18 protein-coding genes, 2 tRNA genes and 1 pseudogene are annotated in these 23252 nt (G+C 67.9%); 12 read left to right on the top strand and 9 right to left on the bottom strand.

Features of this window, described 5'->3' with window-relative positions; all coding sequences use genetic code 11:
• The first annotated feature begins 449 nt into the window (after positions 1 to 449).
• From KF745_10600 to ribD, 6 genes are all read left to right on the top strand, one after another.
• Positions 450 to 1511, top strand: a complete 1062-nt coding sequence (locus KF745_10600; GenBank protein ID MBX3358866.1) for a LacI family DNA-binding transcriptional regulator — start codon at positions 450 to 452, stop codon at positions 1509 to 1511.
• A 412-nt stretch (positions 1512 to 1923) separates the two neighbouring features.
• A complete protein-coding gene (gene recA, locus KF745_10595) occupies positions 1924 to 3204 on the top strand; it encodes a recombinase RecA (protein MBX3358865.1) in 1281 nt (426 codons plus the stop codon).
• Between the two features lie 89 nt (positions 3205 to 3293).
• Positions 3294 to 3695 (top strand): DUF4259 domain-containing protein, encoded by a 402-nt coding sequence (locus KF745_10590; protein ID MBX3358864.1) that lies wholly within the window; start codon positions 3294 to 3296, stop codon positions 3693 to 3695.
• 47 nt (positions 3696 to 3742) lie between these two features.
• Positions 3743 to 3826: transfer RNA gene (locus KF745_10585), tRNA-Leu, on the top strand.
• Between the two features lie 98 nt (positions 3827 to 3924).
• A complete protein-coding gene (locus KF745_10580) occupies positions 3925 to 4929 on the top strand; it encodes a hypothetical protein (GenBank protein ID MBX3358863.1) in 1005 nt (334 codons plus the stop codon).
• A gap of 3 nt (positions 4930 to 4932) precedes the next feature.
• On the top strand, positions 4933 to 6072 hold the full coding sequence (gene ribD / locus KF745_10575; GenBank protein MBX3358862.1) for a bifunctional diaminohydroxyphosphoribosylaminopyrimidine deaminase/5-amino-6-(5-phosphoribosylamino)uracil reductase RibD: 1140 nt from the start codon (positions 4933 to 4935) through the stop codon (positions 6070 to 6072).
• Positions 6073 to 6086: 14 nt separating this feature from the next.
• Here ribD and KF745_10570 read toward each other — a convergent pair whose 3' ends face one another.
• Entirely contained in the window at positions 6087 to 7316 is a 1230-nt protein-coding gene (locus KF745_10570) for an aminomethyltransferase family protein (protein MBX3358861.1), read from the bottom strand.
• An 89-nt stretch (positions 7317 to 7405) separates the two neighbouring features.
• Here KF745_10570 and KF745_10565 point away from each other — a divergent pair, with 89 nt between their 5' ends.
• Positions 7406 to 8476 carry a M20/M25/M40 family metallo-hydrolase gene (locus KF745_10565; GenBank protein MBX3358860.1) on the top strand — a complete coding sequence of 357 codons (1071 nt, stop codon included), beginning with the start codon at positions 7406 to 7408 and terminating at the stop codon, positions 8474 to 8476.
• Positions 8477 to 8561: 85 nt separating this feature from the next.
• Here the strand turns inward: KF745_10565 and KF745_10560 are convergent, their stop codons facing one another.
• On the bottom strand, positions 8562 to 9146 hold the full coding sequence (locus KF745_10560) for a response regulator (protein MBX3358859.1): 585 nt from the start codon (positions 9144 to 9146) through the stop codon (positions 8562 to 8564).
• A 372-nt stretch (positions 9147 to 9518) separates the two neighbouring features.
• On the opposite strand from KF745_10560, the gene KF745_10555 reads away from it, so the two are divergent.
• Positions 9519 to 11720, top strand: coding sequence for a HEAT repeat domain-containing protein (locus KF745_10555; protein MBX3358858.1), 2202 nt, complete (start codon positions 9519 to 9521; stop codon positions 11718 to 11720).
• A 499-nt stretch (positions 11721 to 12219) separates the two neighbouring features.
• On the opposite strand, the gene KF745_10550 is transcribed toward KF745_10555, so the two are convergent.
• The 4 genes from KF745_10550 to KF745_10535 are packed head-to-tail and all read right to left on the bottom strand — an operon-like array spanning position 12220 to position 15178.
• The gene (locus tag KF745_10550; protein MBX3358857.1) at positions 12220 to 12414 is read right to left on the bottom strand and encodes a hypothetical protein; all 195 of its coding nucleotides are present in this window, start codon (positions 12412 to 12414) and stop codon (positions 12220 to 12222) included.
• A 37-nt stretch (positions 12415 to 12451) separates the two neighbouring features.
• A complete protein-coding gene (locus tag KF745_10545) occupies positions 12452 to 13363 on the bottom strand; it encodes a metal ABC transporter permease (protein ID MBX3358856.1) in 912 nt (303 codons plus the stop codon).
• Positions 13350 to 14222, bottom strand: coding sequence for a metal ABC transporter ATP-binding protein (locus tag KF745_10540; protein MBX3358855.1), 873 nt, complete (start codon positions 14220 to 14222; stop codon positions 13350 to 13352). Before KF745_10540 ends, KF745_10545 begins: the two co-directional genes overlap by 14 nt.
• Entirely contained in the window at positions 14219 to 15178 is a 960-nt protein-coding gene (locus tag KF745_10535; protein ID MBX3358854.1) for a zinc ABC transporter substrate-binding protein, read from the bottom strand. The genes KF745_10540 and KF745_10535 overlap by 4 nt, the downstream gene beginning before the upstream one ends.
• A gap of 218 nt (positions 15179 to 15396) precedes the next feature.
• Between KF745_10535 and KF745_10530 the strand changes: the two genes are divergently transcribed.
• The 4 genes and pseudogenes from KF745_10530 (at position 15397) to KF745_10515 (ending at position 19176) form a co-directional block, all read left to right on the top strand.
• A tRNA-Ala gene (locus KF745_10530) sits at positions 15397 to 15469 on the top strand.
• Positions 15470 to 16191: 722 nt separating this feature from the next.
• A pseudogene (locus tag KF745_10525) lies at positions 16192 to 16693 on the top strand (transposase).
• 360 nt (positions 16694 to 17053) lie between these two features.
• A complete protein-coding gene (locus tag KF745_10520; protein ID MBX3358853.1) occupies positions 17054 to 17764 on the top strand; it encodes a hypothetical protein in 711 nt (236 codons plus the stop codon).
• 314 nt (positions 17765 to 18078) lie between these two features.
• On the top strand, positions 18079 to 19176 hold the full coding sequence (locus KF745_10515) for a DUF4935 domain-containing protein (GenBank protein MBX3358852.1): 1098 nt from the start codon (positions 18079 to 18081) through the stop codon (positions 19174 to 19176).
• Between the two features lie 90 nt (positions 19177 to 19266).
• On the opposite strand, the gene KF745_10510 is transcribed toward KF745_10515, so the two are convergent.
• From KF745_10510 to KF745_10500, 3 genes are all read right to left on the bottom strand, one after another.
• On the bottom strand, positions 19267 to 19677 hold the full coding sequence (locus KF745_10510; GenBank protein ID MBX3358851.1) for a hypothetical protein: 411 nt from the start codon (positions 19675 to 19677) through the stop codon (positions 19267 to 19269).
• Positions 19678 to 19867: 190 nt separating this feature from the next.
• Complete coding sequence (locus tag KF745_10505) at positions 19868 to 21124, bottom strand: AAA family ATPase (GenBank protein MBX3358850.1); 1257 nt, start codon at positions 21122 to 21124, stop codon at positions 19868 to 19870.
• Between the two features lie 364 nt (positions 21125 to 21488).
• Positions 21489 to 23234: a hypothetical protein gene (locus tag KF745_10500; protein ID MBX3358849.1), complete on the bottom strand. Its 1746-nt coding sequence runs from the start codon at positions 23232 to 23234 to the stop codon at positions 21489 to 21491.
• Positions 23235 to 23252 lie beyond the last annotated feature (18 nt).

Here is a 23252-nt window from a genome sequence, read left to right as displayed (position 1 = left end):
GGGAGTTGGGGCAGTGGTTGGCCACGTGTTTTCTGCCCTTTGGGGGAGCGGCCTGATATTCGGGTCGGTTCTCCTGAGGGCCTTGGGGTGAGGCGTGGCGGAGGAGGGGGGCCCCCCCCTCCCCCCCCTGCGGGCCGATGAGCCCCGCTATCCCAGGGCGACAGGGCGCACCTGTGCGCACAAGGGCGTGCAGTGCGCCCCCCGGCTGTGTTCGCAAGCAGGGACTTGCACTGGGATTACGAGAAGTTCTCGAAAGCGGCCCGATGGAGCCTCCAGCGAGCGCCGGCGTGCGCACAAACGCGCCATCCGGACGGAGCAATCTGCAATGGACCCTTGACCCCGGCGCGACGTCTGGTAGGCTGGGGTGTCGCAAGCGATTGCGTTTGCGGCAGTTTGGGTCGGAGGGGTCCGCTCCATGGCAGCGCGGCGTGAACGCGTCGGTGACCGCCATGGCCGTAACCATGAACCAGATCGCGAAGCGGCTCGGCCTTTCCCAGGCGACGGTGTCGCGTGCGCTGACAAACAAGTGGCAGGGCCTCATCTCGGCCGAGACGCACGACCGCGTGATCGCGGTCGCCGAGGAGTTGGGCTACCGGCCGAACCGCTTCGCCCGTGCGCTTGTCACTGGCCGCACCGGGGTGGTCGCGCTGTGGATCCGCAACCCCGAGGCGCCCTTCTACTCAAGTGTTCTCCACGGTGTGATGGGGCACGCACGCCGCGCGGGATACCAGCTCTTCCTGACCGGGCACCACCAGGACCGCGGCGGTGAGCCCGAGCCGGGATTCCAGGGTACCTGGCCGGTCGACGGCGTCCTCGCCGTGGACTGCCCAAGACGGGTCCGCGCGTACATGGCGAGCGTCAGTAGCGCCGAGGCGAGGGTGGATACGGCAGTGCTCCCTCCGATCATCGGGATGAGCAGCGACTACGCCGAAGACCTGGACTACGTCGCGTTTGACGTCGAGTCCGGCGTGCTCGAAGCCGTGCGCCACCTGGTGAGCATCGGCTGCCGGCGGATCGCGCACCTGACGGGGTGGTGCACGATCGACCGCGTCCGCCGCGGACGCGCGGCGGCGTACCAGCGGGTGCTGCGCGAGTCCGGTCTGCCGTCGCGGTTCCTCTCGGCGCCCAACGAGACGCGTGCGGCGGCCCGCGAGGTGGTGCGCGAGGACATCGAGCGACACGGGTCCTTCGACGGGCTCTTCTGCCTGAACGACGACATGGCGATCGGCGCCTGCTGTGGGATCCGCGACGCCGGGCTCCGCGTGGGCGAGGACGTCGCGGTGGTCGGGTGCGACGGCATCGTGGACGGCGAGTTCCTGGCCACTTCGCTCAGCACGATCGTGCAGCCGGTGGAGCAGATGTGCGACCTGGCGTGGGAGGCTCTCTCGAGGCGGATGGCCGAGCCGACGTCCCCGGTCCGGCAGGTGGTGCTGCATCCGTGGCTGAAGGTGCGGGAATCGACGCTGCGTTTCGCATCAACTGCGGGTGCGCTGGCGCTGGAGGCGAACTAGCGGAGATTCAAACACGAACATTCCAGGGTCTCGTGGGGAGCGGATAGGGGTCCGGGGGGTGGTGTGTGAACCGTGGGGGTTCACTCTCGGACGGCAGGCAAGGAGTGTTGCCTGCCGTCCTTTTTTGGGTGCTGCGGGGGTGCGTGGGGGATTGGGCAGTCTCGAAGTGTCGGCGAAGCAATGACTTACGTTATTTGTTGCCCTCGCGAAACCCAAACATTGACAATGCGTTTGGGCCTTGGTATGCTCAGGTCACACCGGGCCCGCGAGCAGCGCCGCCCCCGGTTGGAAGAGGCGATTCATGGACGCTTCGCCCTTTCAAGACCAGCGCTGAGGTTCGTGCGCCCGCGACAGCCCGGTGACATCCGGAGCGGCGGCTACGCACGGCCGACATGCAGGAAAGGACCTGAGCATGGCTCGCAGCAGTGGCTCGTCGTCGCCCTCCCCGTCCGCACCAGCCGGTTCCCGGAACGGAACCAGCGGAACCACGATCGAAGCCAAGCCGTCGCCCGGCGCGGCGGGGACCGGGACAAGTGGGGGATCACACACAATCAATCGAAGCAGTTCACCGGTGGCCCAGGCGTCGGGGCCGGCATCCGGCGGTGCTTCGGGCTCCAGACCCGCGCCGGCCGCACCACCCGCCGCGCCGGCGGCGCCCAGCAAGGAGAAACTCCACGCGCTGGGCAACGCGGTGACGCAGATCGAGAAGGCCTTCGGCAAAGGCTCGATCATGCGGCTGGACGAGAAGGCGTACCTCAACATCCCCGGCATCTCGACCGGGGCCCTCTCGCTCGACCTGGCGCTGGGAGGCAAGGGGATCCCCCGCGGCAGGATCGTCGAGGTCTTCGGCCCGGAGTCCTCCGGCAAGACGACCCTGGCCCTCACCGTCGCGGCCCACGCGCAGCGGGACGGCGGCGTCGCGGCGTTCATCGACGCGGAACACGCGCTGGACCCGACGTGGGCGCGCCGCATCGGCGTCAACATCGACAACATGCTTGTGAGCCAGCCGGATACCGGCGAGCAGGCGCTGGAGATCTGCGAACTGCTCGTGCGGTCCAACGCGGTGGACGTGATCGTGGTCGACTCGGTCGCGGCCCTGATCCCGCGGGCCGAGATCGAGGGGGAGATGGGCGAGGCCCAGGTCGGCCTGCAGGCAAGGCTCATGAGCCAGGCGATGCGGAAGCTCACCGGCGTGATCGCCCGCAGCAACTGCACCGTCATCTTCATCAACCAGATCCGCGAGAAGATCGGCGTGATGTTCGGCAGCCCCGAGACCACCCCCGGCGGCCGCGCCCTGAAGTTCTACTCCTCGGTGCGCATCGACATCCGCCGCACCGGCTCGCTCAAGGAGGGGGACATCGCGGTGGGCAACCACGTCCGCTGCCGCGTCGTGAAGAACAAGGTCGCCCCGCCGTTCCGCGAGGCGGAGTTCGACATCATGTTCGACGAGGGGATCTCCGCCGCGGGCGACCTGGTCGACCTGGCGGTCGAGGCGAACGTGATCGACAAGAGCGGGGCGTGGTTCTCCTACGGCGAGGTGCGGGTCGGCCAGGGCCGCGAGGCCGCGAAGAAGTTCCTGAAGGACAACCCGGACCTGTTCAAGGAGATCCGGCAGAAGGTGCTGGCGATCAAGGTCGCCCAGCCCGCCGCCGCCAAAGCCACCGAGACGACCGGCGACGCCGACGACGAATGATCAAAACGATGTGACCAGACCTCTCCCCCGCGCCCGCCGGCAGGCGTGCGCGGGACTTCCTGAACGGGCACGCACCGGAGCACCAGCAAATGGGAACGTGGGAGGTCGGCGCCTTCGACAACGACGGCGCAATGGACTGGATGGGCGAGTTCCTCGACGACCCCTCCATGGACGCGGTCCGTGAAGCGCTCAACGCCGTCATCACGGCCGAGTCGCGGTACGACGCGGATACCTTTGTGTGTGAGTGCGCCATTGCCGCCGCAGAAGTCGTTGCAGCGGCCGCGGGCAAGCCCCTCCCGGGCCTGCCCGAGGAACTGGCGGCGTGGCTCAAGCAGGCCCGGCCGAAGGCTCCGCCCCGGCTGCTCAGCATGGCCGAGAAGGCGGTCGCCCGGGTTCGCACGGACAGCGAACTGATGGAGTGCTGGGAGGACTCTGACTCGGTCGCGACATGGCACGCCGCGATGGACGATCTCGCGGCGCGCCTGGCATAGATCCGTTGCCACGGGTTTGGCCCGTGGATATCCTTGCTCCCCAACCCGCGGCCGTGGCGGAACTGGCAGACGCGCTAGGTTCAGGTCCTAGTGGGGTAACACCCGTGGAGGTTCGACTCCTCTCGGCCGCATTGGAACAAATTGGGCGGTCCCGGGCACCACCGGGGCCGCCCGGTTTCGTTTTGGCGCGGGCCGCCCGCCTGCCCGCCCGCAAGTTACCATGGCCGCCATGTCGCTGGTGTTGGCGGGGATCGATGAAGCAGGATACGGGCCGATGCTCGGGCCGCTGTGCGTTGGCTTCAGCGCGTTCCGGATCGTCGTGTGGGAGAGCGGGGAGGGCGCCCCGGACCTGTGGGACCTTCTCTCCGCGGGCGTGTGCCGCAAGCCGGGCGACCGCCGGCGGCGGGTCGCCGTGGAGGACTCCAAGAAGCTCAAGCTCGCGAACTCCTCGCAGCGGCACCACCCCGTAGCGCACCTCGAACGCGGAGTGCTCGCGTTCCTGGGCGCGATGGGGGACGAGGGGGTGCGGGTCACCACGGATACAGAACTCTTCGACCGGCTCTTCGTGACGCCCGAGGGGCACGACTGGTACGCCTGCGAGCCGCGCCCGATCCCGGTGGGCCAGTCCGCAGAGGAGACGGGCATCACCGCTAACACGATCCGGCTCGCCGCGCACGGTGCCGGGGTCGAAGTGCTGGCGATGCGATGCCGGGCGGTGGGGGAGGCTCAGTTCAACGACATCGTCGACCGCGCCGGAACCAAGGCCGCGGCGACCGAACTTGCGATCGGCTCGTACCTGCGCAGCGCGTGGGACCGTTGGGCCGCCGAGCCCAACCGGGCCGATGGGGGCCCCCGGATTGTCTGCGACCGCCAGGGGGGCCGGACGGACTACGGGCCGGTCCTGACCAGGCTGGTGCCGGATGCCACGGTGAGCGTCCTCGAGGAATCCGACCGCGCCTGCCGCTACCGGCTCACCGGCGATGGCCGGGAGATGACCGTCCTGTTCCTCGCCGAGGCCGAGAGCCGGCACCTGCCCGTGGCGCTCGCGTCGATGGTGGCGAAGTATGTGCGGGAACTCATGATGGCGCGGTTCAACGCGTACTGGTGCGGCCTGTGCCCGGACCTCAAGCCCACGGCTGGATACACGCTCGATGCGCGCCGCTGGCTCAGGGATGCGCAGGCGGCGGGGGTGGTCGCAGACCAGCAGCGGCGGGTCATGGTCCGGAGGTCCTGACGCGTGAGCACCCCGGCGGTAGCCAAGGCGATGCTCGACATGGCCGCCCGGGCCGCGCTGCGTGGCGCCGGCGATGTCGAGCCCAACCCGATGGTCGGATGCGTGCTGCGGGCCCCGGATGGGCGTGTGATTGGAATCGGCCACCACCGCCGATTCGGCGGGCCTCACGCGGAGGTCGAGGCGATCGCCGATTGCCGTCGCCGCGGCGAGAGCCCCGCGGGCGCCACCGCGTACGTGACCCTCGAGCCGTGCAACGCCCACGGCAAGCAGCCGCCGTGCAGCGAGGCGCTGATCGCCGCGAGGGTCGCAAAGGTGGTCGCCTCGCGCCGCGATCCGAATCCGGCGAAGGCGGGCGGAGCCGAGCGGTTGCGGGACGCCGGCATCGCCGTCGAGTTCACGGATGCAAGCCCGCTCGCATCGTCGCTGGCCGATGCGTGGGTGAAGCGGCTGACGACCGGACTGCCATGGGTGATTGCAAAGTGGGCTCAGAGCATCGACGGCCGCATCGCGACGCGCACCGGTGACAGCCAGTGGATCAGCGGTGAAGCGAGCCGGCACGCGGTGCACCGGCTGCGGGCCCGCGTGGACGCCATCATCGTCGGGATCGGGACAGTCAGGGCGGATAATCCGCGGCTGACCGCCCGCGGGGTCGCGCGGGTCCGGCGTGTCGCGACACGGGTGGTCATCGACCCCGGGCTCGAACTCGGCACGGACAGCGCCCTGGCGACCACGGCGAGCGAGGCTCCCGTGCTCGTGGCCACGACGCGCACCTCGCTGGAGCAAAGACAGGCCCACGCCGATCGGTTACGGGCCCTCGGCGTCACGATCGAGCCGTTCGATGTAACCGGCGCCGAGCGGGATCTGGGCGGCGTTTCAATCGAATCGCTGCTGAGAAGCCTGAGCACCCGCGGCGCGGCCGTGGTGATGGTCGAGGGGGGGGCAGGCGTGCTGGGAAGGATGCTCGCCGGCGGATTGATCGACGAGGCGAGGGTGTATGTCGGCCCCTTGCTGATGGCCGATACCGAGGCGCCCTCGGCGGTCCGGGGTTTGAACCCGGACCATCTGGCCGGGGCCGTCCGGCCGCGTCTGGCTCGGGTAAAACGGCGTGGCGGGGATGTCGAACTCTGGTATCGAGTGCGATAGGTCGCCGTCGGCGCTCACTCGCCCCGCTTCCAGAACCGCAACGACTCTCGTACCGAGGCACGCAGCGGCGCGTGGCCCGGGATGTGGATGTGCACCGACGCGCCGGGGGTGGTGTGCTTGAACTTCATCATGGCGAAGCAGACCGGGCGGGAGCCGAGCATCGGGCTGAGCGTGGAACTGGTGACGGCGCCCACCGGCTCCGCCGCGGGATCGTTGGACTCGGTGACCGGCGTGCCCGTGACCGGCTGGGGAGGCGGCGCGTCCGGGGTGGGATCCGGCAGGTCGGGGAACTCAAACGCAACGACCTTCTGCTTGGGATGGCCCAGCGACTGCATGCGGGCGACGATCTCCTGGCCGAGGTAGCAGCCTTTCTTGAAGCTCACGCGGTCGGCGAGCGCACCGTCGCCCGCCTCGTGGGGGAGCGAGTCTGGACCGAAGTCGAGGTAGTAGAGCGGCGTTCCCGCCTCGATCCGCGCGACGTTGTACGCGTGCCACCCCGCGCGGATGGCCCGCGGCGGACCCGCATGCGCGCGCTCAACCAGATCGAACGCGCGGTCCGGGCGATCGATCGGTCCCGAGAGCGGTTCCGCAAGCGCGGAGTAGACCGCGGCGGCGTGCGGGGTATCGAGCAGCAGCTCGTACCCGGGATCGCCGGTCGAATCCTGCCGCCAGATCGTCACGGCCGCATCGGCGATCCGGTAGTCGCCGGCATGGTCTGGACGCAGAGCGGTGATCGGCGGCGCCGCCCCCACGGGTGTGGCGACGGCAAGGATGTCCGCCGCGCCGACCCCGTGCAGCGACAGCCTGTGAACGTGTTCCGAGCGGTCATCGATCGTGACATCGTCCGCGATGATGTACCCGCCGAGGCCCTGGATGGTGCGCTCCACCGCGTGGGCGTCGAGCTCGAGCAGGATCTCGCCCGCGCGGAGGATCACCACCAGATCCGCATCGATGCGTCCCTTGCGGTTGAGCCAGAACGACCGGCGCACGGAGCCATCGGCAACACCCTTGAGTTCCTGCGTCAGCATGCGGTTGAGGAATGCGAGACGGTCGGCCCCGGATACCCGCAGGACAGCGCGATGCGGGAGATCAAGGACAGCAGCCGACTTGCGGATGGCCGCGTACTCACGGCCGACGCCGCTATAGACCTGGACGACGGCGATACCGTGTCCCTCGGGCCCGTAGGGGGCGAGGACAGCGCCGGCGGAGTCATGCTCGATCGCGAGGGGCGAAACACGGGCCATGGCTGAGCGTAGGGGCGAGGGCAACGAGCGGCGTGCCGAGCGGTAGACTTGAGTCCCTTGGGGGCATGGTGAAGGAGCCTCGCGTGGAAGTGAATGTTGATCTGCTCAGGCGGTTGTGCGAGACGCCCGGTGTGCCGGGGCGTGAGGAGCGCGTGCGATCGCTGATCGAGAAGGAAGTGAAGGGCCTGTTCGACGAGGTCCGGACCGATGCGATGGGATCGCTCATCTGCCGGCGCGCGCCGCGCGGCAAGGGCGGGAAGAAGTCATCGTCCAAGGGCAAGCCCACGCGGGTGATGCTGCTCTGCCACATGGACGAAATCGGGTTCTACGTCAAGGGGATCGACGAGCAGGGGTTCGTGCGGCTGAACGCCGCGGGCGGGTTCGACACGCGAAACCTGTTCTCCCGCCGAATCCTGGTGTGCACCAAGGGCGGCGACCTGAAGGCCGTGCTGAACCCGGGCGGACGACCGATCCACATCGCCAGCGACGAGGACAAGAAGAAGATCCCCGAGGTCAAGGAGTTCCTCGTCGACCTTGGGCTGCCGGCCAACAAGGTGAAGAGCTCGGTCCGCATCGGCGACTACGTCGTCATGGACGAGCCGTTCCTCGACCTGGGCACACGGATGGTCTCCAAGGCGATGGACAACCGCGTGGCCTGCTGGCTCGGGATCGAGGCGACTCGCCAGATCGAGAAGAGCAAGGCGGCCCACGAGTGCGAGCTGTTCGTGGTCTTCACGACGCAGGAGGAGGTCGGGCTGCGCGGGGCCAAGACGAGTGCGTTCGGAGTCGACCCCGACGTCGGGGTCGGCCTCGACGTGACGCTGGCGTGCGACACGCCGGGTGTACCGGCGGACGAGATGGTGACCCAGCTCGGCAAGGGATTCGGGCTGCACATCATGGATTCGTCGTTTATCGCCGATCATCGGCTGATCGACGACATCGAGCAGGTCGCAAAGAAAAAGCGGATCCCGCACCAGAGGACGATCCTCGCCCGCGGCGGACAGGACGGCGCGGCGGCGCAGATGGCGACCAAGGGCTGCCGCGCCGTCGGCATCGTCGTCGGGACGCGGTACATCCACACGGTGACCGAGATGATCGATAAGACGGACCTGGCCGCAGCACGCGATGTGCTCGCGGCGTGGCTGCCGACGATCGAGTAAGCGTCGGCCACTGTTCAACTCCTGCTAACGAACAAGGCCCGGCGCATCGTGCGCCGGGCCTTGGCAATAGCAGGGGTCAGTGTGGTCAGTGAACGACCGAGGTCGCGGACTCGATGGCCTCAACAACCTGCCGGACCTGGAACGGCTTGCGGAGGAACCCGTCGAAGCCGACGGTCCGAAGGCCCTGGAGCTGACCATCGGTGAGCTTGCCGCTCATCGCGATCAGTCGCGTCATCTGCAGGTCGTCATCGGATCGGATCTGGTCGGCCAGATCGCGAGGATCGGACTCGCCGGTCATGTGGAGATCCCACAGCATGACGTGCGGCTTGAACCGCTCGCACTGCAGCCCCGCCTCGAAGCCGTTCGCGGCGGAGCGAACCTCGTAGTTGGTCTGCTGGCTGAGGACCTTCTGAAGAGTGTCGCAGACTTCGTCCTCTCCATCGACCACCAGCACGCGGGTCTTGCCGCCGGCGACGCCGTCGAAGGGGATGCCGTAGTCCTTCATGAAACGGAGCAGGTTGGCAACCGGGATCCGGCGGTCCTTTGATCCGGGAATCCGGTACCCCTTGAGGGAGCCGGAATCGAACCATTTGGATACCGTTCGGGGGGCGACGTTGCAGATCTTCGCCACTTCGCCGGTGGTCAGCACATCTTTGTCGAATGAGATCATCTCGTCCTCGCGGGTGAAGATCCGGGTCGGGGCGCACGGTCGTAGCGACGATGAACGCCGTGTCGACTCAGGAATCGGCGAGATGCGGGAGGGTCTTCACGGCTGGACCGGCAGAATCGAGCCGCGCGGGGTGTTTTCCGGTTCTCGGACTGGATTGGAAGGGCTGGATCCACGCGTGCGATCGCCGCGGATCGGACCCCACAGATTGACACTGCTCACCGCGGCAGGCTAGATTGCCCCTCCCAGCCGGAGCAGTCCGGATATGGGTCGGGTATCTGGGGAGGGCCGGGAAGGGTGGGGGGGTGGGACAGGTCCGGGGAACGTCGGCGACAGCGCCGGCGGGGTGGGTGTCGCGCAAGCCAGGAGCACGCCGTGCCGAGCCGCCGTTACTCTCGATTCATCCGCAGCACGTCCGCCGCCATTGTCATCACCGCCGCGACCATCGCGACGCCGACACTGGCGCAGCCTCAGAACGACGACGTACGGCTGCTCAAGGATTTCATCCACTACGTCCTGATCAACCAGGGCGACCAGGCCAAGTCGACCGCCGCGGCCCTAATGGATCGTGGGCTGACGCCGACGGAGTTCGCCAAGCTCGTCGAGTCGTCCGGCGAGGCGTCGCGATTCCAGAAGGCGGTGATCGATGCCGGGAGATTCCCCGACCTCGAGCCCTTCTCCGCCAAACTCCTCGCCGCGTACGAGCGGGGCAAACTGGACCAGGCCCGCGACCCCGGCGAGATCTCCAAGAACATCGGGATGCTGGTCGGCACCGGCCGCCAGCGCCAGTTGGCGCAGGAGCGGCTGCTCACCGCCGGCGAGTACGCCATGCCGCAGTTGCTCCAGGCCCTGCTGCAGCGGACGGACCCCGTGCTCGCGGCGGAGGTGCGAACAGTCATTTTCAATCTGCGGTCGCAGGCGGTCATCCCGCTGGTGACAGCGATGGCCGGCCTCGATGCGGTCTCGCAGGAGAACCTGGCGAGCCTGCTCGGCGAGATCGGCTCGCCCACGGCCCTGGCCTACCTGTACGAACTCCACGATTCGACGACCTCCCAACCGGTTCGGTCCGCCTGTGAGACGGCCGTGAAGCGGATCGCCGGGCAGTTCGACCCGAGCGTCTCGCCCTCGCGCCTGTACCGGAACCTCGCCGAGGGGTACTACGCCGAGTCGCCGAGCCTGACGTCGTTCCCCAACGAGGACCAGCAGCTGCTGTGGTCGTTCGATCCCGGGCTTGGCCTGATCCCGACGGCGATCCGGTCGGAGCTGTTCCACGAGGCGATGGCGATGCGGCAGGCCGAGTCGGCCCTGAGGCTCGACGCCGCCAACCGCGACGCGATGGCGCTCTGGCTCGCCGCGAACTTCCGTCGCGAGATCGAGACCCCCGGCGGGTACGAGAACCCCGTGTACCCGGCCGGTCGCCGCGATGCGATGTACTACGCCGTCGCCGCGGGACCCGAGGCGGAGCAGGCCGTGCTGGCGCGAGCCGAGGACGCGATGGCGACCCAGCTCGCTCGCCGCGCGATCGCCGCGCTGGAGCGGACCGCGGGCGCCGATGGGCTGGTCGAAGCGGGTGGCTCGAGGCGGCCTCTCCTTGAAGCGCTGCGCTACCCCGACCGTCGCGTGCAGTACGAGGCGGCGATGGTCATCGGATCGGCCCAGCCCCGCACCGCGTTCGATGGATCCGAGCAGGTCGTTCCCATCCTGGGCAGCGCGGTGCGAGACGCCGCCGCCCGCTACGCAGTGGTCATCGCCGGCGGAACGTCCGCGAGCCAGTCGGACGCGGCGGAGCGCCAGGCGCAGCTCACCGAGGTGCTCAAGAGCAAGGGGTACGACGTTCGGGTGAGCACCAGCACGCTGGCGGACGCCGCGCAGGCAATCGCCGAGGCCCCGGGCGTCGACCTTGTCGTCCTCGCCGTGCCCGCGTCGCAGACCGACCGCACGATCAAGCAGATCCGCGGTACACCGAAACTCGCCGCGACGCCGGTCTTGGCGTTGCTGGACCTCGCCGGCGTGGCGGAGGTCGGCCCGCGGTACCTGCGGGACCACTCCGTGGCGATCGCCAGATCGGGCCTGTCGAACGATCAGATCGGAGAGGCCGCTGAACAGTTGATCCAGGCCGCCGTCGGCGGGGCGATCTCCAAGGAAGAAGCCCTGGCCTACAAGGCGGGCGCCCTGCGGGTGCTCCGGGACCTCGCGGTCTCCGGGACCTCGACGTTCAACGTCGGCGACGCGACGGCTTCGCTGATCGTCGCCATGGGCGATAACCGCGGCGAGATGAAGCAGTCGATCGCCGAGGTCCTTTCGTACATCAACGACAAGCGGGCCCAGGTCGCGATCATGGACGCGGCCATGGGCGCCTCGGGCGACGAGCGCGTCGCGCTGATCGACAAGGTCACCTCCAGCGCCAAGCGCTACGGCAACCTCCTCGAACCGCGACAGGTGACGCGGATCATCGAGATCGTCAACACGACCTCCGGGGCCGAGGCGACCGCCGCCGCGGCGCTCATGGGCGCCCTGAGCCTGCCGAACTCCGATCTCATCCCGCTCATCCTCAACGGTGGCGGCCAGAAGCAGTAGGCCGCGCTTCCAATCAATCGCAGACCAGCGCCCGGGTGGCTTGTCGTCCGGGCGCTGTCGTGCGTCGATCCTGCATGCACTATCGCCAAAGAAAAACGGCCGCGAACCGTGAGGTTGGCGGCCGTAGGAGTCTTGCTCCCCGGGCTGCGCGACGGCAGGCCCCGTCGGGTCTGCTCGCTAAGAGCACAGCCCCTGGGTACAGTCGATTTTCGTCACTGGATCACCTCCTTTTCTGGAACGGACCACCCCAACCGTCGGGACACCTGTACGCGTCCCCGCCGGGATTCTTCCCCGCGGGCCGTCACCCGCGGCTCATCGCCCGGCGCCGGAGGTTCCCGTCGCCGGTCGTCACGGTGGCCCCGGTTTCCTGCCGCGTATTTCGTGCAGGGTCGGACCGGATCCGTCCGCGATTCATCTACATGTACTATCGCACCGGGACCGGGGTTCCGCAAGAGTTTCCGCGCAACTTCGGATCTGGGGTGGGCCCGGAGCCGCCGACTCAGCCCTCGAACTGCTCGAACGCGCCCTTCTCGGACTGCTGGTCCAGGTACGCCTGGAACTCCCCGGTCTTGTACGAAATGAAGCAGAACGCGTGGTGCAGGGCGAGCCACTCGATGTCGGCGGGGTCCTCCCCGAGGTCCTTCCGCAGGCGGTTGAGTTCGGCGAGGATGACTTCGACTTTGATCTTGCGCATGGCGGATCCCCGGGTGCGTCGGCGGTGTCGTCAGACTCTACGCGCCGGCGGACAGCAACTCGTCCCGCCCCCCGCGTGCCGCCCGCCCGACCAGGGCGTTGATCCCGATGGCCAGCGCGAACTGCCCCGTCATCACCAGGACGATCGTCGCCCCCGGGGGAAGGTCCGCCTCCAGGCTGACGGCCACCCCCAGCAACAACGACACCAGCGACGAGGCGATCGAGACAGCGATCACGCGGGAGAGTCGGCGGCTGAGTTTGAGCGCCGTCGCGCCGGGGAGCACCAGCACGGCGGTCGCGAGGATCACACCAACGAGCTTCATGGCGATGACGATGAGCAGGGCGAGCAGCGACATCAGCACCAGCCGGGATCGCCGGCCCGGAACCCCGGAGGCGACCGCCGCGGACTCGTCGAACGCCCAGAAGAGCAGCGGCCGACGGATCCACCAGATCGCGACAATCGCCACCGACGTGGCCCCGGCGGCGACCCACGCCTCGGCGGCGCTGATCCCGAGGATCTGCCCGAAGAGGATCGATTCGTACGCGACCGCGCCCGGCAGCCGCCCGTGCCGGCTCGCGACGGCCAGCAGCACCGCGCCCAGCGACATCGACGCGACGAGGAACACACCGATGGCCGTGTCTTCGCGGACCGCGCGCCGGTCCCCGACCAGCGCCATGCCAACGGCGGAGATCACGCAGAACGCGAGCACGATCGCCAGCGTCAGCACGCCGGTGCTCGGCGAATGCGCGGCGAAGAGGCCCAGCACCGCGGCGATCCCGATGCCGCCGAACGCCGAGTGCGACACCCCCTGCCCGACAAACGAGAGCCGCTTGAGAACGACAAAGACGCTGAGCACCGACCCCGCCGTGAAGATCGCCACACCTGCGAGCAGGCCCGGCAGAAGCAGCGACCGCAGGGCCGGATCGGCGAGCCAGTCAATCGTCCGCACGCGTGATCCTCGCTTGGGTGAGTGGGGGGGCAGTCGGTGCGTGGACGTGGGGATGCTCGTGCTCGTGCGGGCACTCGGAGGCGGCGTGCGCGTGGACATGCACATCGGAGAGCACGCCCACGACGTCGTGGCTGAACAGTTCGCCGAGAACCTGCGGCGTGAGGCCCCGCGGCGAGACGTGGCTGTGCAGCCGCCGGGCCAGGCACGCCACGCGGTCGCACCCGGCGACGATCGCCCGCAGGTCGTGCGACACGATGAGAATGGTGACCCCCAGTTCGGCGTGCAGCCCGGCGAGCAACTCGGCGAACTGCACCTGCCCCGCGGCGTCGATCCCGACCGTGGGCTCGTCGAGGGCGAGGATCGCCGGCGATTGGTCGCCGTGCCCGACGAGCGCCCTCGCGATCATCGCCCGCTGCAACTGCCCGCCCGATAAGTCTCCAACCGGCGAGTCGGCGTAGGCCTGGGCCCCGACCAGCGAGAGCATCCGATCGACCCGGGAGCGGGTCGTCGACGACACCCGTTTCCACGCGGGAATCCGCCACGCCGCCGCGTGCGTGACCATGTCGCGGGCCGAGAGCGGGAACCCGAGTTCCGCGTCGTGGCGCTGGGGGACGTAGCCGATCAGCCCCTCGCGCCGGGCCTGCTCCGGTGATCGCCCCAGCACGCGGACCCGGCCCGAGTACCCGGCGAGCAGGCCGAGGGTGATCTTCACGAGCGTGCTCTTGCCGCCGCCGTTGGGGCCGAGGATCCCCAGCCGCTCGCCGGATTCGATCGCGAGCGACACCCCCTCCAGCGCGGGCGCGCGCTGCCCGGGGTAGCGGAAGCCGACCTGCTCGTACTCCACGGCGGGTTGGGTCACGGGTCGCTCAGGGACGGGTTCAGGGCCGTCCGGATCGATTTGAGATTCGACGACATCAGGGCGAACCAGTCCCCGTCGCCAAGGGGGTCGAGCGTCAGCACCCGCGCCCCCGTCGCATCGGCGATGCGCTGCGCGGTAGACTTGGAGAGCTGCGGCTCGACGAAAACGACCTTGATCGCCTGCTCGTTCACGGCCGCCGTCGCACGCTCGATGTCGGAGGGGGTCGGCTCCGCAGCGTTCAGGCCGGCGATGGGGACAACACGGAGCGAGTACCGCTTGCCGAGTCGCCCGAAGGCGTCGTGGGCGACGACGATGGTCTTGTAGCGGGCATCGGAGATGGCGTGCTCGTACTCCCGGTCGACCTTGTCGATGCGGTCGAGCAGGGCGTTCATCGCCTTGGTCGAGGCGAGCCGGATCGTGGGGTCGGGCTCATCGGCCCGGGTCAGGAGCAGATCGACCACCTCGAGGCCCAGATGGGTGACGAACCGCTTGGCCAGGATCGGGTCGAGCCAGAGGTGGGGGTCGATGGCGTGGTCGTGCCCGTGGTCATGGTCGGCATCGCCCGGTCCGTGGTCGTGCTGGTCGGCCGGGTCTGCCTTGACGCCGACCGCCTCGGCGAAGCAGACGGTCTTTCGAGTCGGCCTCGGGTTGTCCTTGAGGAACTTCTCCACCTGCGGCTCGAGCCCGAGGCCAACGTAGACGACCAGGTCGGCCTTGGCGAGCAGGGCGAGTTTCGACGGCGGGATCTCGTAGCCGTGCTCGCTCACCCCCGGGGGGATGAGCATCTCGACGGTCGACCCCGGCGGCAACAGGGGCTCAACAAGCCCCTTGAGCGGCGCCACCGTCACCACGGCCTTGATGGGCGCGGGCTCGGGTGGCTCCTCGCGAACGGAAGCGCCGGCGATGAGCATGCACGCGGCGACGAGCGGGATGAGCAGGAGGCGGAGTCTGATCATGGTTCGCGGGCCCGTTGCTTATTGAGAATGTATCCTCAATAGAGATTGTACCACAGCGAACGAGCGGAGGGCTGAGGTGCCGGTCGGGTGGAGGTGGAGGGGGTACCCCCTCCCCAAGGGATGGCCCGCCGCGCGGTGCGCGGCAGAAGGGGGGGAGTGCGGTGGGTATACTTGCCTCCACATCCGCCGACGGGCCCAACGGCCGGTAGGCGAAACCCGGGGCGGTAGCTCAGTTGGTAGAGCGCATCGTTCGCAATGATGAGGTCGGGAGTTCGACTCTCCTCCGCTCCACTTGATGAAGAACCCCTGCAATCGCAGGGGTTTTTTGTGTTTGGAGGCTACCCGGGAGCATCCCGCATAACGTGCAAGCCCGTCAGCGTCGGTCGACCGGTATCCTCTTGGATGGACTCCGGGTAGTAGCCGACCAAATCAGCTCTACCGCGGCCAATCGGTCGTGGCCGCGCAGGTTGTGCCCCGCATGATTGCGGAGGCCGCCGCTGGGGTCGCCTCCTCAAGTTCTCTGGACATTCTACTTCGCCGGTGCATGTGCCGCGACCAAGACTTGGTGCAGGCCGTAGGGAGATTCTGTCGGTCCGTGCGTGCAACGGTAGCGGGTAGCGAAGTTTCGGGGGAGGCGATGGAACTTTCGCGGCGAAGCCGCGAGGATACACCGACGCTCGAGTGTTCTGCCGGCGACCTGCAGTTCCGTGTTCTCCTTCGCTTCGGCCCGAGCGACACATTGAATGCAGATGTGATCTTGGACAATCAGCCCCTCAGGACGGGCTTAGAGCCACGAAAACTCCGCGACCTAGCACATTACTGGTGCGGCCTCTGCAGCCGACTTGGCAGTGCCCTCGGAGCGACCGCAGTCGTGCTCGATGGGCTCGACAGCGACCCTGTCGTGCTGTGGGACGATTCAACTCGGCAGGGCAACCTCCGGTCGCCCTAGGTCGTGTGGACATTTGGCCTTGGAGTTCGATGGAACGGGTGGTTCCATTGATTTCGAAGGAGGGATGTCATGCGGCCGGCGGCACGAACTCACGGACGAGCAGTGGCCGAGGATGGAGGCGTTGTTGCCGGGGCGTGAGGGTGCTCGCGGCCGCCACGGCGACGACAACCGCCTGTTCCTCGACGCCGTGCACTACGTCGCCAAGACCGGCATCCCCTGGCGAGATCTGCCCGAACGCTTCGGCAAGTGGAACGCGATCTGGCGACGCTTCGATCGCTGGTGCGTTGCGGGCGTGTGGCCCCGGCTGGGCGAAGCGCTGGGCGACGCGGACCTGAGGCGTTGCCCGCGGCGGATGGACGACCAAGCTCCACGCGGCCGTGAGCGGCGCTGGCGACGCGATCCGCCGCACCATCCGAGACAACACGGGCGCGGCGTGCATCCGTCCCAACCCGACCCGCCGCGGAAAGAAGCGGTGCGATCGGGCGCGATACAAGCACCGCAACGTGATCGAGCGGTTCTTCGGCGCCATCAAACGCTCCCGCCGCGTCGCCACACGCTACGACAAGAAGCCCGACAACTTCCGCGGCTTCGCCTGGCTGGCTCAGCGCATGTGGCTTCACGGTGCAGCGACCGAGCAGTCAATCATCTGTTCGAGGGCGCCGCGACGGCGCTGCCAATCGCGCGATCCCTGCTGAGATCGAGGATGGGAGTACCACCGTGCATGCTGCCACCCATGCCTCGATGGCACCGACTGGCATAGCATCGTCACTCGATTGCTGGTGCCAGTGCTGGGGGGACGCCACTTCTCCTGTGTTTCTAGGGGTTTCAGTCGAGTTCATAACCCGGAGGTCGGCGGTTCGAGTCCGCCCCTCGGCACTTCTCAGGCCACAACTCCCGCGCCCGTCCCCGGATTGGGCGAGCATCTAATGCTCGACGAAGCAGAGCAGATCCTTGCACGGGTGGCCGCGGCCTACGCGGGCTGCCAGTCGTACAGGGACACGGGCGTGGTCACCTCGACCATGCACAGCCCGCGCCGGCAATGGACCTGCAGCGAGCGGTTCTCGACGCGGTTCGTGCGTCCCGGCGGATTCCTCTTCGAGTACCACCCTTGGATCGCCCGGAGCCGGTGGGGTCACTATGCCACCTGGATCGAGAACGGACGAGCGAGGCGCCGGTGGTCGATCCGCCCACCACTCGAGGACGCCGAGACGCTCCACAGCGCGCTCGGAGCGGCCGCGGGCGTATCGCTCGGGACATCCCTCCGCGTGCCAGAGTTGCTCATGCCCGAGTTGGCCGCACAGCGCAGCGCGAGTCCGCCCGGGCCCGCAAGGATCGTCCGCAACGCAGAAGCCGCATCGCAGAACTGCATCGTGATCGGCCTCTCGCGCCCCCACCTCGGCCCCGGCTTCGAGGAGCAGGTCTGGATCGATGCTACGCACCTGTTCATCCGCCGGGTAGTGGAGCCGCGACACTCCCTGCCGCCACCGCCGCCGGGGAATCGAATCCGCGCGGCCCAAACCGCCGCCAACTCCGCCGCCGACGAACCGCTTGAAGACGAGACCGTGACAATCTACGAGCCGGCGTTCAACGTTCCCATGGAACCCGCAGACCTGCTCTCCCGACCCTTCCCCCCGTGATGACAGGCCATAGAGGGAGGGCAGAGAATGAACGAAAACAGAGCCGGCTCCAGCTCGCCTCCTTCGAGGCTGAGCCGGGCCGTCGTGGGATATCGCGCGCATCGGTGAAGAACGGTTTCTCATCAATGAACAAGGCTCGCTCACCGATGCACGAGAGGCGTGCGCGCGTTCACCGAGAGGCGCGGGGAGGGTCCGCGAATGCCAGAGGAAGGGGAGGCCCCTTCCTCCGGCACCTCCAACCCCAGAAGACTTCTTCAGCCGTCAGCGTTGCCCACCAAGGTCGCATATGCTGTCGACCTGTGGAGGCTTTGCGAATGCGGAAGAGTCTAATTGGGTATTACCCTCCGACCGCGGCCGAACTCAAGGTGCTGTGGAAGAAGGGCCTAATCGTCCTTGACGCCAACGTGCTGCTAAACCTCTACCGATACTCGACTCCGGCAAGGGATGAGCTGCTTCAACTCCTGGACAAGCTCAAAGAGCGTCTTTGGATTCCTTATCAAGTTGCGATGGAGTACCACCGCAATCGCCTTGGGCTGATTCGCGAGGAGCGAAAGAGCTGTGAGGACTTCCTCAAGCAGTTTGACAGCCTAGTGCAAGGTCTTGACCAGACAAGGCGACACCCATTTGTCAGCAGCGAGCTGCAGACGAGGCTGAAGGAGATAGTCGGGAAGCTGCGCATGGAAATCACGACCGATTCCGACGGTCTTGACGCTCTGCGCCGCAAGGACCCGATCCTCGACCAGATTACCAGTATCTACGATGGTCGCGTGGGCGCGATGCCCGACACAGCAAAGAAGGACGCATGGTCCAAAGAGGGCGAGGAACGATATCGCCGCGGTATCCCTCCTGGTTTTGAGGACCACAAGAAGGCAGATGAGCGGAAGTGGGGGGACCTCTTTGTGTGGATGGAGTTGCTCGAACACGTGCGGAAGCACAAGCCGCCGGTGATCTTCGTGACGGACGACGCGAAGAAAGACTGGTGGAGGGAAGTGGGAGGCGAAACTGTTGGACCTCATCCGGCGCTCGTCGGCGAGATCGTAGCGATGACTGCCAGCCCATTTCACATGTACAAGCCGGAGCGCTTCGTTGAGTTCGCAGCCAAGCAGTTCTCCCAGCCTGTATCTGCCGAGGCCGTTGAAGAAGTGAGAGAGGCCCAAGTAGCTGCCAAGGAGGCGGCGAAGGGTCCGCGCAAGATTGACCCAGCGGTACTGCTGGCACTCGAGAACATAATGCAGCCGACTCGCAATGCCGATGTGCATCGCCTCAAGCAAACATTGGACAGCCTTAGCGGGCCTTTAAGGGATTCTGAAAGCACGCGTTTGTGGATGCAGACAATGCAGAAGATTGCTGGCCTGAGAGAGCTGTTTCCACCGGCGCCAGCAGTGCCGCCCAAAGATCCGCCGGGCGACTGATCCTGAAGGCTTGATGGAGAGGCGTTTGACTCCCATCGCACTCCGCACCACGAACGCGGCCGCTTGGGGGCCGGGGGGAGGGGGGCGACGTTAGTCGGTTACGAGCCGAGCATCGATCACGAGGCCCGCGCCGTCGAGCGTGATTGCAAGCCATTCGGAATCGATCGCAAAGTAACTCGACCGCTCCTGACCGAGCAGATACACCATGTCGTAGCCGCCGAAATACTCAGTGACGGCGGGCGGGCCGATCAGCGACTCCACCTCCGACCGCGAGAGGCCCACGAGGCGCTTTGAACGGAGCAGGTCGTCCACCATTCGCTGGCGGATCGAGTCATCGTCGAACGCTCCGGATGCGGCCTTCCACGCTCCCGACTCGAATCGAATCGAACGGTGCCGCCACATCGGCGTGAGGGTAAAGAGCCAAACCGCAGCGCCGAGCACCGCGACCGCAGCCAGGCCTCGCAGGATCACGATCTTTCGGCCGCGTTTGACCGGGCGCATCGAGCACTCCAAGAGGACAAGGGGAGGACCCGGCCGCAGACGAAGGACTTCAGTTCGGCCCCGCCTCCCCTCGATCAAACGCAACCGTGATCGCCACCTGCTTCGGCTTCGCCGCATCGTACATCCGCACGAACGCGGCTGCGGGGGGGGTGGGGGGAAGGGAGGAAGGGGGAAGCCGGCGCGGGCCTCTTCAGGTCCGCGCCGGGTGTCTGCTCTCTGGGGCGATCGCTTCCGTCCCCGCGCCCAGCCGCGGCTTGTGCCACCGCTGCTGGGTCAGACGGTTGATCAGCACCGCCGGGGTCGGATGATCGAGCGCCATCACATCGTTCACCACATCGTGCCGGGCCGCGATGTGCGGGAAGATCCGGTCCGCGTAGTCCGTGGCGTCCTGCCGGGCCAGGTACGGGACCTCGACGTGCAGATCGACTCGTCCGGGCCGGATCAGGGCCGGGTCGAGGCGGTCCACGTGGTTGGTCGACATCACGAGGATGCGGCCGTTGTGCGGCGCCAGCACGCCGTCGATGCAGTTGAGGAACCCCGAGAACGAGATCCCCGCGGCCGCCTCGCCGCCGCCGTCGCGCTGGCGGAAGGCGCAGTCGATGTCCTCGATGAGGACGATCGCCTGCTGCTCCACGTTCCGGAACACATCCACCAGTTCCTGGTCGCTCTCAAGGTCGGCCAGGGTGATGACCGCGATGCGCAGGTCCAGGCGCGAAGCGAGGGCGTGGGCCAGCGAGGTCTTCCCGGTGCCCGGCGGCCCCGAGAGGAGCACGCCGAAACGCCAGGGAAGGCCCGCCCACTCGTACTGCTCGCGGGCGCCGAGGAACTCGCGCAGCCGGGTCTCGACCGAGTCGAAGGCGCCGGGAGGCAGGCAGAGCGTGCCGGGATCGCGCTTGGGGATCTTCACCGTGGTGCACGAGCCGAAGCGGTTGTAGAGGTCCACCAGTTGCCGGTGTTCCACGACCGTCGCCCGGCGCGACACCTCTTCCACCATGCGGGACAGGTGGGCGCGGGTGCACCAGATGATCTCCAGCGTGATCATGAACCGCTGGGCCAGGTTCTGCTTGGACTGAACCTCATCGCGGTGCACGGTGACGTGGCACCACTTGCCGTGCACGCGCGCCCAGAAGACGTCCGTGCCCGCCGCGAGTTTCGGCGCGGACAGACGGTTTCCATCGGGGTCCCACTGGACCCGGAGTTCGAGGGTGCGCGGGCCGCCGTTGCGGACGGAGCCTTCCGTCAGCATGGTGAGCCAGGCCTCGTAGTGCGGGTGGGTGTCGCGGACATGAACGACGCGGGTCGTCCACAGGCGGGCGAAGGCCCACAGTCGCTCGGGGAGCGCACGGCACTGGTAGCCGACCCAGCCGGCGACCATGATGGCAAGGCCGCCCTGGAGGAGCGGGACCTGGGTGAACAGGTTGTTGAAGAAGTCGATCATTGTGGTCACGGGGTGAAAGGTGGGGCCCGCCAGGGCGCTGGCCCGAGCGCGACCGAGGCTGATGGCGGGGTGCCATCAGCGCAAAGGGCGCGCGAGTGCCAACACGGGCGGGACGCGAGAAAAGGGCTCGAAATATTGGGGAAAACGTGGGTGCTTCACTCGATCGGCCCGAGGCCGACCGGCGGCGACGGGTCAAAGGAAGATGTGTTGCCGTGCCTGCATACGTGAACTCCTGAACGTGAAGCGATTATCCGCAGGAGTTATTGCGTGTCAATCACAATGTGCAAGTGAGAGTGTCTCTCAACAGCAGTGCCACGGTGTGGAACACACAATGGCCGGAGTTGCATTGGCGACGCGAAGGCGCCGCGGCGGCTTAGGGGTGATCAAACGCAACCGTGATCGCCACCTGCTCCGGCTTCGGCTTCGCCGCATCGTACATCCGCACGAACGCGGCGGCCTCGGGGCTGTTCATCGTGAGGGAGCGAAGGGGAGCCACCCAGGCGGGTGGGATCGGCTGGTACCAGATCGACGCCACAATCGTCAACCGCCCACCGGCCTCATCAGCCAGCGGCACCCGGTAGGTGACGCGGTCCGAGCCCCCCTGAAAGTTCGCATCGCCCTGCACGCCGATGGGGGCGGTGTCCTCCGCGTGCGGGCCGTCGGGGCGGTACCCCGCCGGGAGCAGCCGGTTGTCCTTCAGCCGCGTCGCCATCTCCGACAGGTGCGTGGTCGGCGCCCCCGCGGGGTCCGCCGCGACCATCTCGTACACCGCGACCTGGCCGGGGGAATCGATGACGTCGTAGTGGGGGATCGCCAGTTCATCCGCGACGTTCCTGAGCCGCCCGGACTCATCCGTGTCGCCGGAGTTGAAGATCGTCCCCCGCCCGTCCCGGACCTGCGCCTGCACCCACGCCCGCCGCGCGGGGTAGCCGGTCGGGAACTTGTGCCCCGTGAGGTTGGTGATGAGAGCCTCAAAGACCAGCCATCGGCGGCCGTCGGGGGCCGTCTCGCGGCGGATGTTCTGGAGTTCGATCGTCGCCGTCCGCTGGGAGAGCTGGGCCCGCGTGGCCCGGGCCATGCGTTCCAGGTCCGCGGCCGGGGCCGTGACGCCCAGGTCGGCGGCGTTGGTGCGGAGGATGTCGAGCATCAGGGCGTTGCCCCCAACAAAGGCGTGGGCCCGCACGGGGGAGCGAGTGGCGAGATTGAAGTCGGCGCCGGCGGGGTTGCGGGCCACGCGCATCGGGCCGACGTCGGCCATGTGGCACTCCTGGCAGGAGCGCGAGTCGGCGGTCGCCTGGGCCTCATCGCTGAAGATGCTGTTGCGCCATTCGAGGTAGGGGGACTGCTCCGGGAACCGCGTCCCCGTGTGCTCGGTGCGGAGGGTGTGGCAGGAGGCGCAGAGGGCGGAGGAGCGGATGTGCTCGCCGTGGGTGGGGGTGAAGGCCGAGTGCACGATCATGGGCTGGCCGCCGGGGTCGGGGTACGGCCCGAAGATCTGGCGGCCGGGCTTGATCTCCAGGTTGCCGCTGAAACGGGCCTCCGTGCCGAGCCCATCAGGCTGGGCCTGGTGGCAGACGGTGCACGAGACGCCGTCGGAGTACAGCGGGTGCGAGGTGGCGTCCGCGAGGCGCAGGGGCGGCTGGCCGGCGATGAGGTTCGTGTGGTGGCCCATCGGGGCGTGGCAGCGGAGGCAGAGGGCTTCGAGGTCCGCCGCCTTGGCGGGGTTGCGGGCGGTCTCCTTGGCGACCTGGGCTCGCCAATAGGGGTCCTTGGCGGAATGGGCCATGAGGGTGGCCTTCCACAGGCCGTGGGGGGAGACATCGTCGCCCGTCGGCGACCAGAGGGCCCGTGCCGAAGGCGAGGCGCTGTGGCACAGCGAGCACCCATCTCCCGTGGCAAAGACCGTGTTGGCGGCCGTGGGCTGGAAGTTGCCGCGGCCCCACGTGGGCCCATCCGGCAGGCCGCGGGGCTGGAGCGAAGCCCCGCCGATCGCCGCGGCGAAGGCGAGGCCGATGATCGCGATGTACGCGCGGGCGGCGAGAGAGCGGGCGATGCGCCGGGGCCGCGTGGGCCGGGTGGGACAGGGTGCGATGGGGGTGAGGGGGTGGAAGGGGGGCATGGGTGGGGACTCTACCCG

Source organism: Phycisphaeraceae bacterium (assembly GCA_019636655.1).
GTDB lineage: Bacteria > Planctomycetota > Phycisphaerae > Phycisphaerales > UBA1924 > JAHBXB01.
The sequence above is the reverse complement of the archived record's forward strand: the minus strand, read 5'-3'. Positions and strand labels throughout refer to the sequence as shown.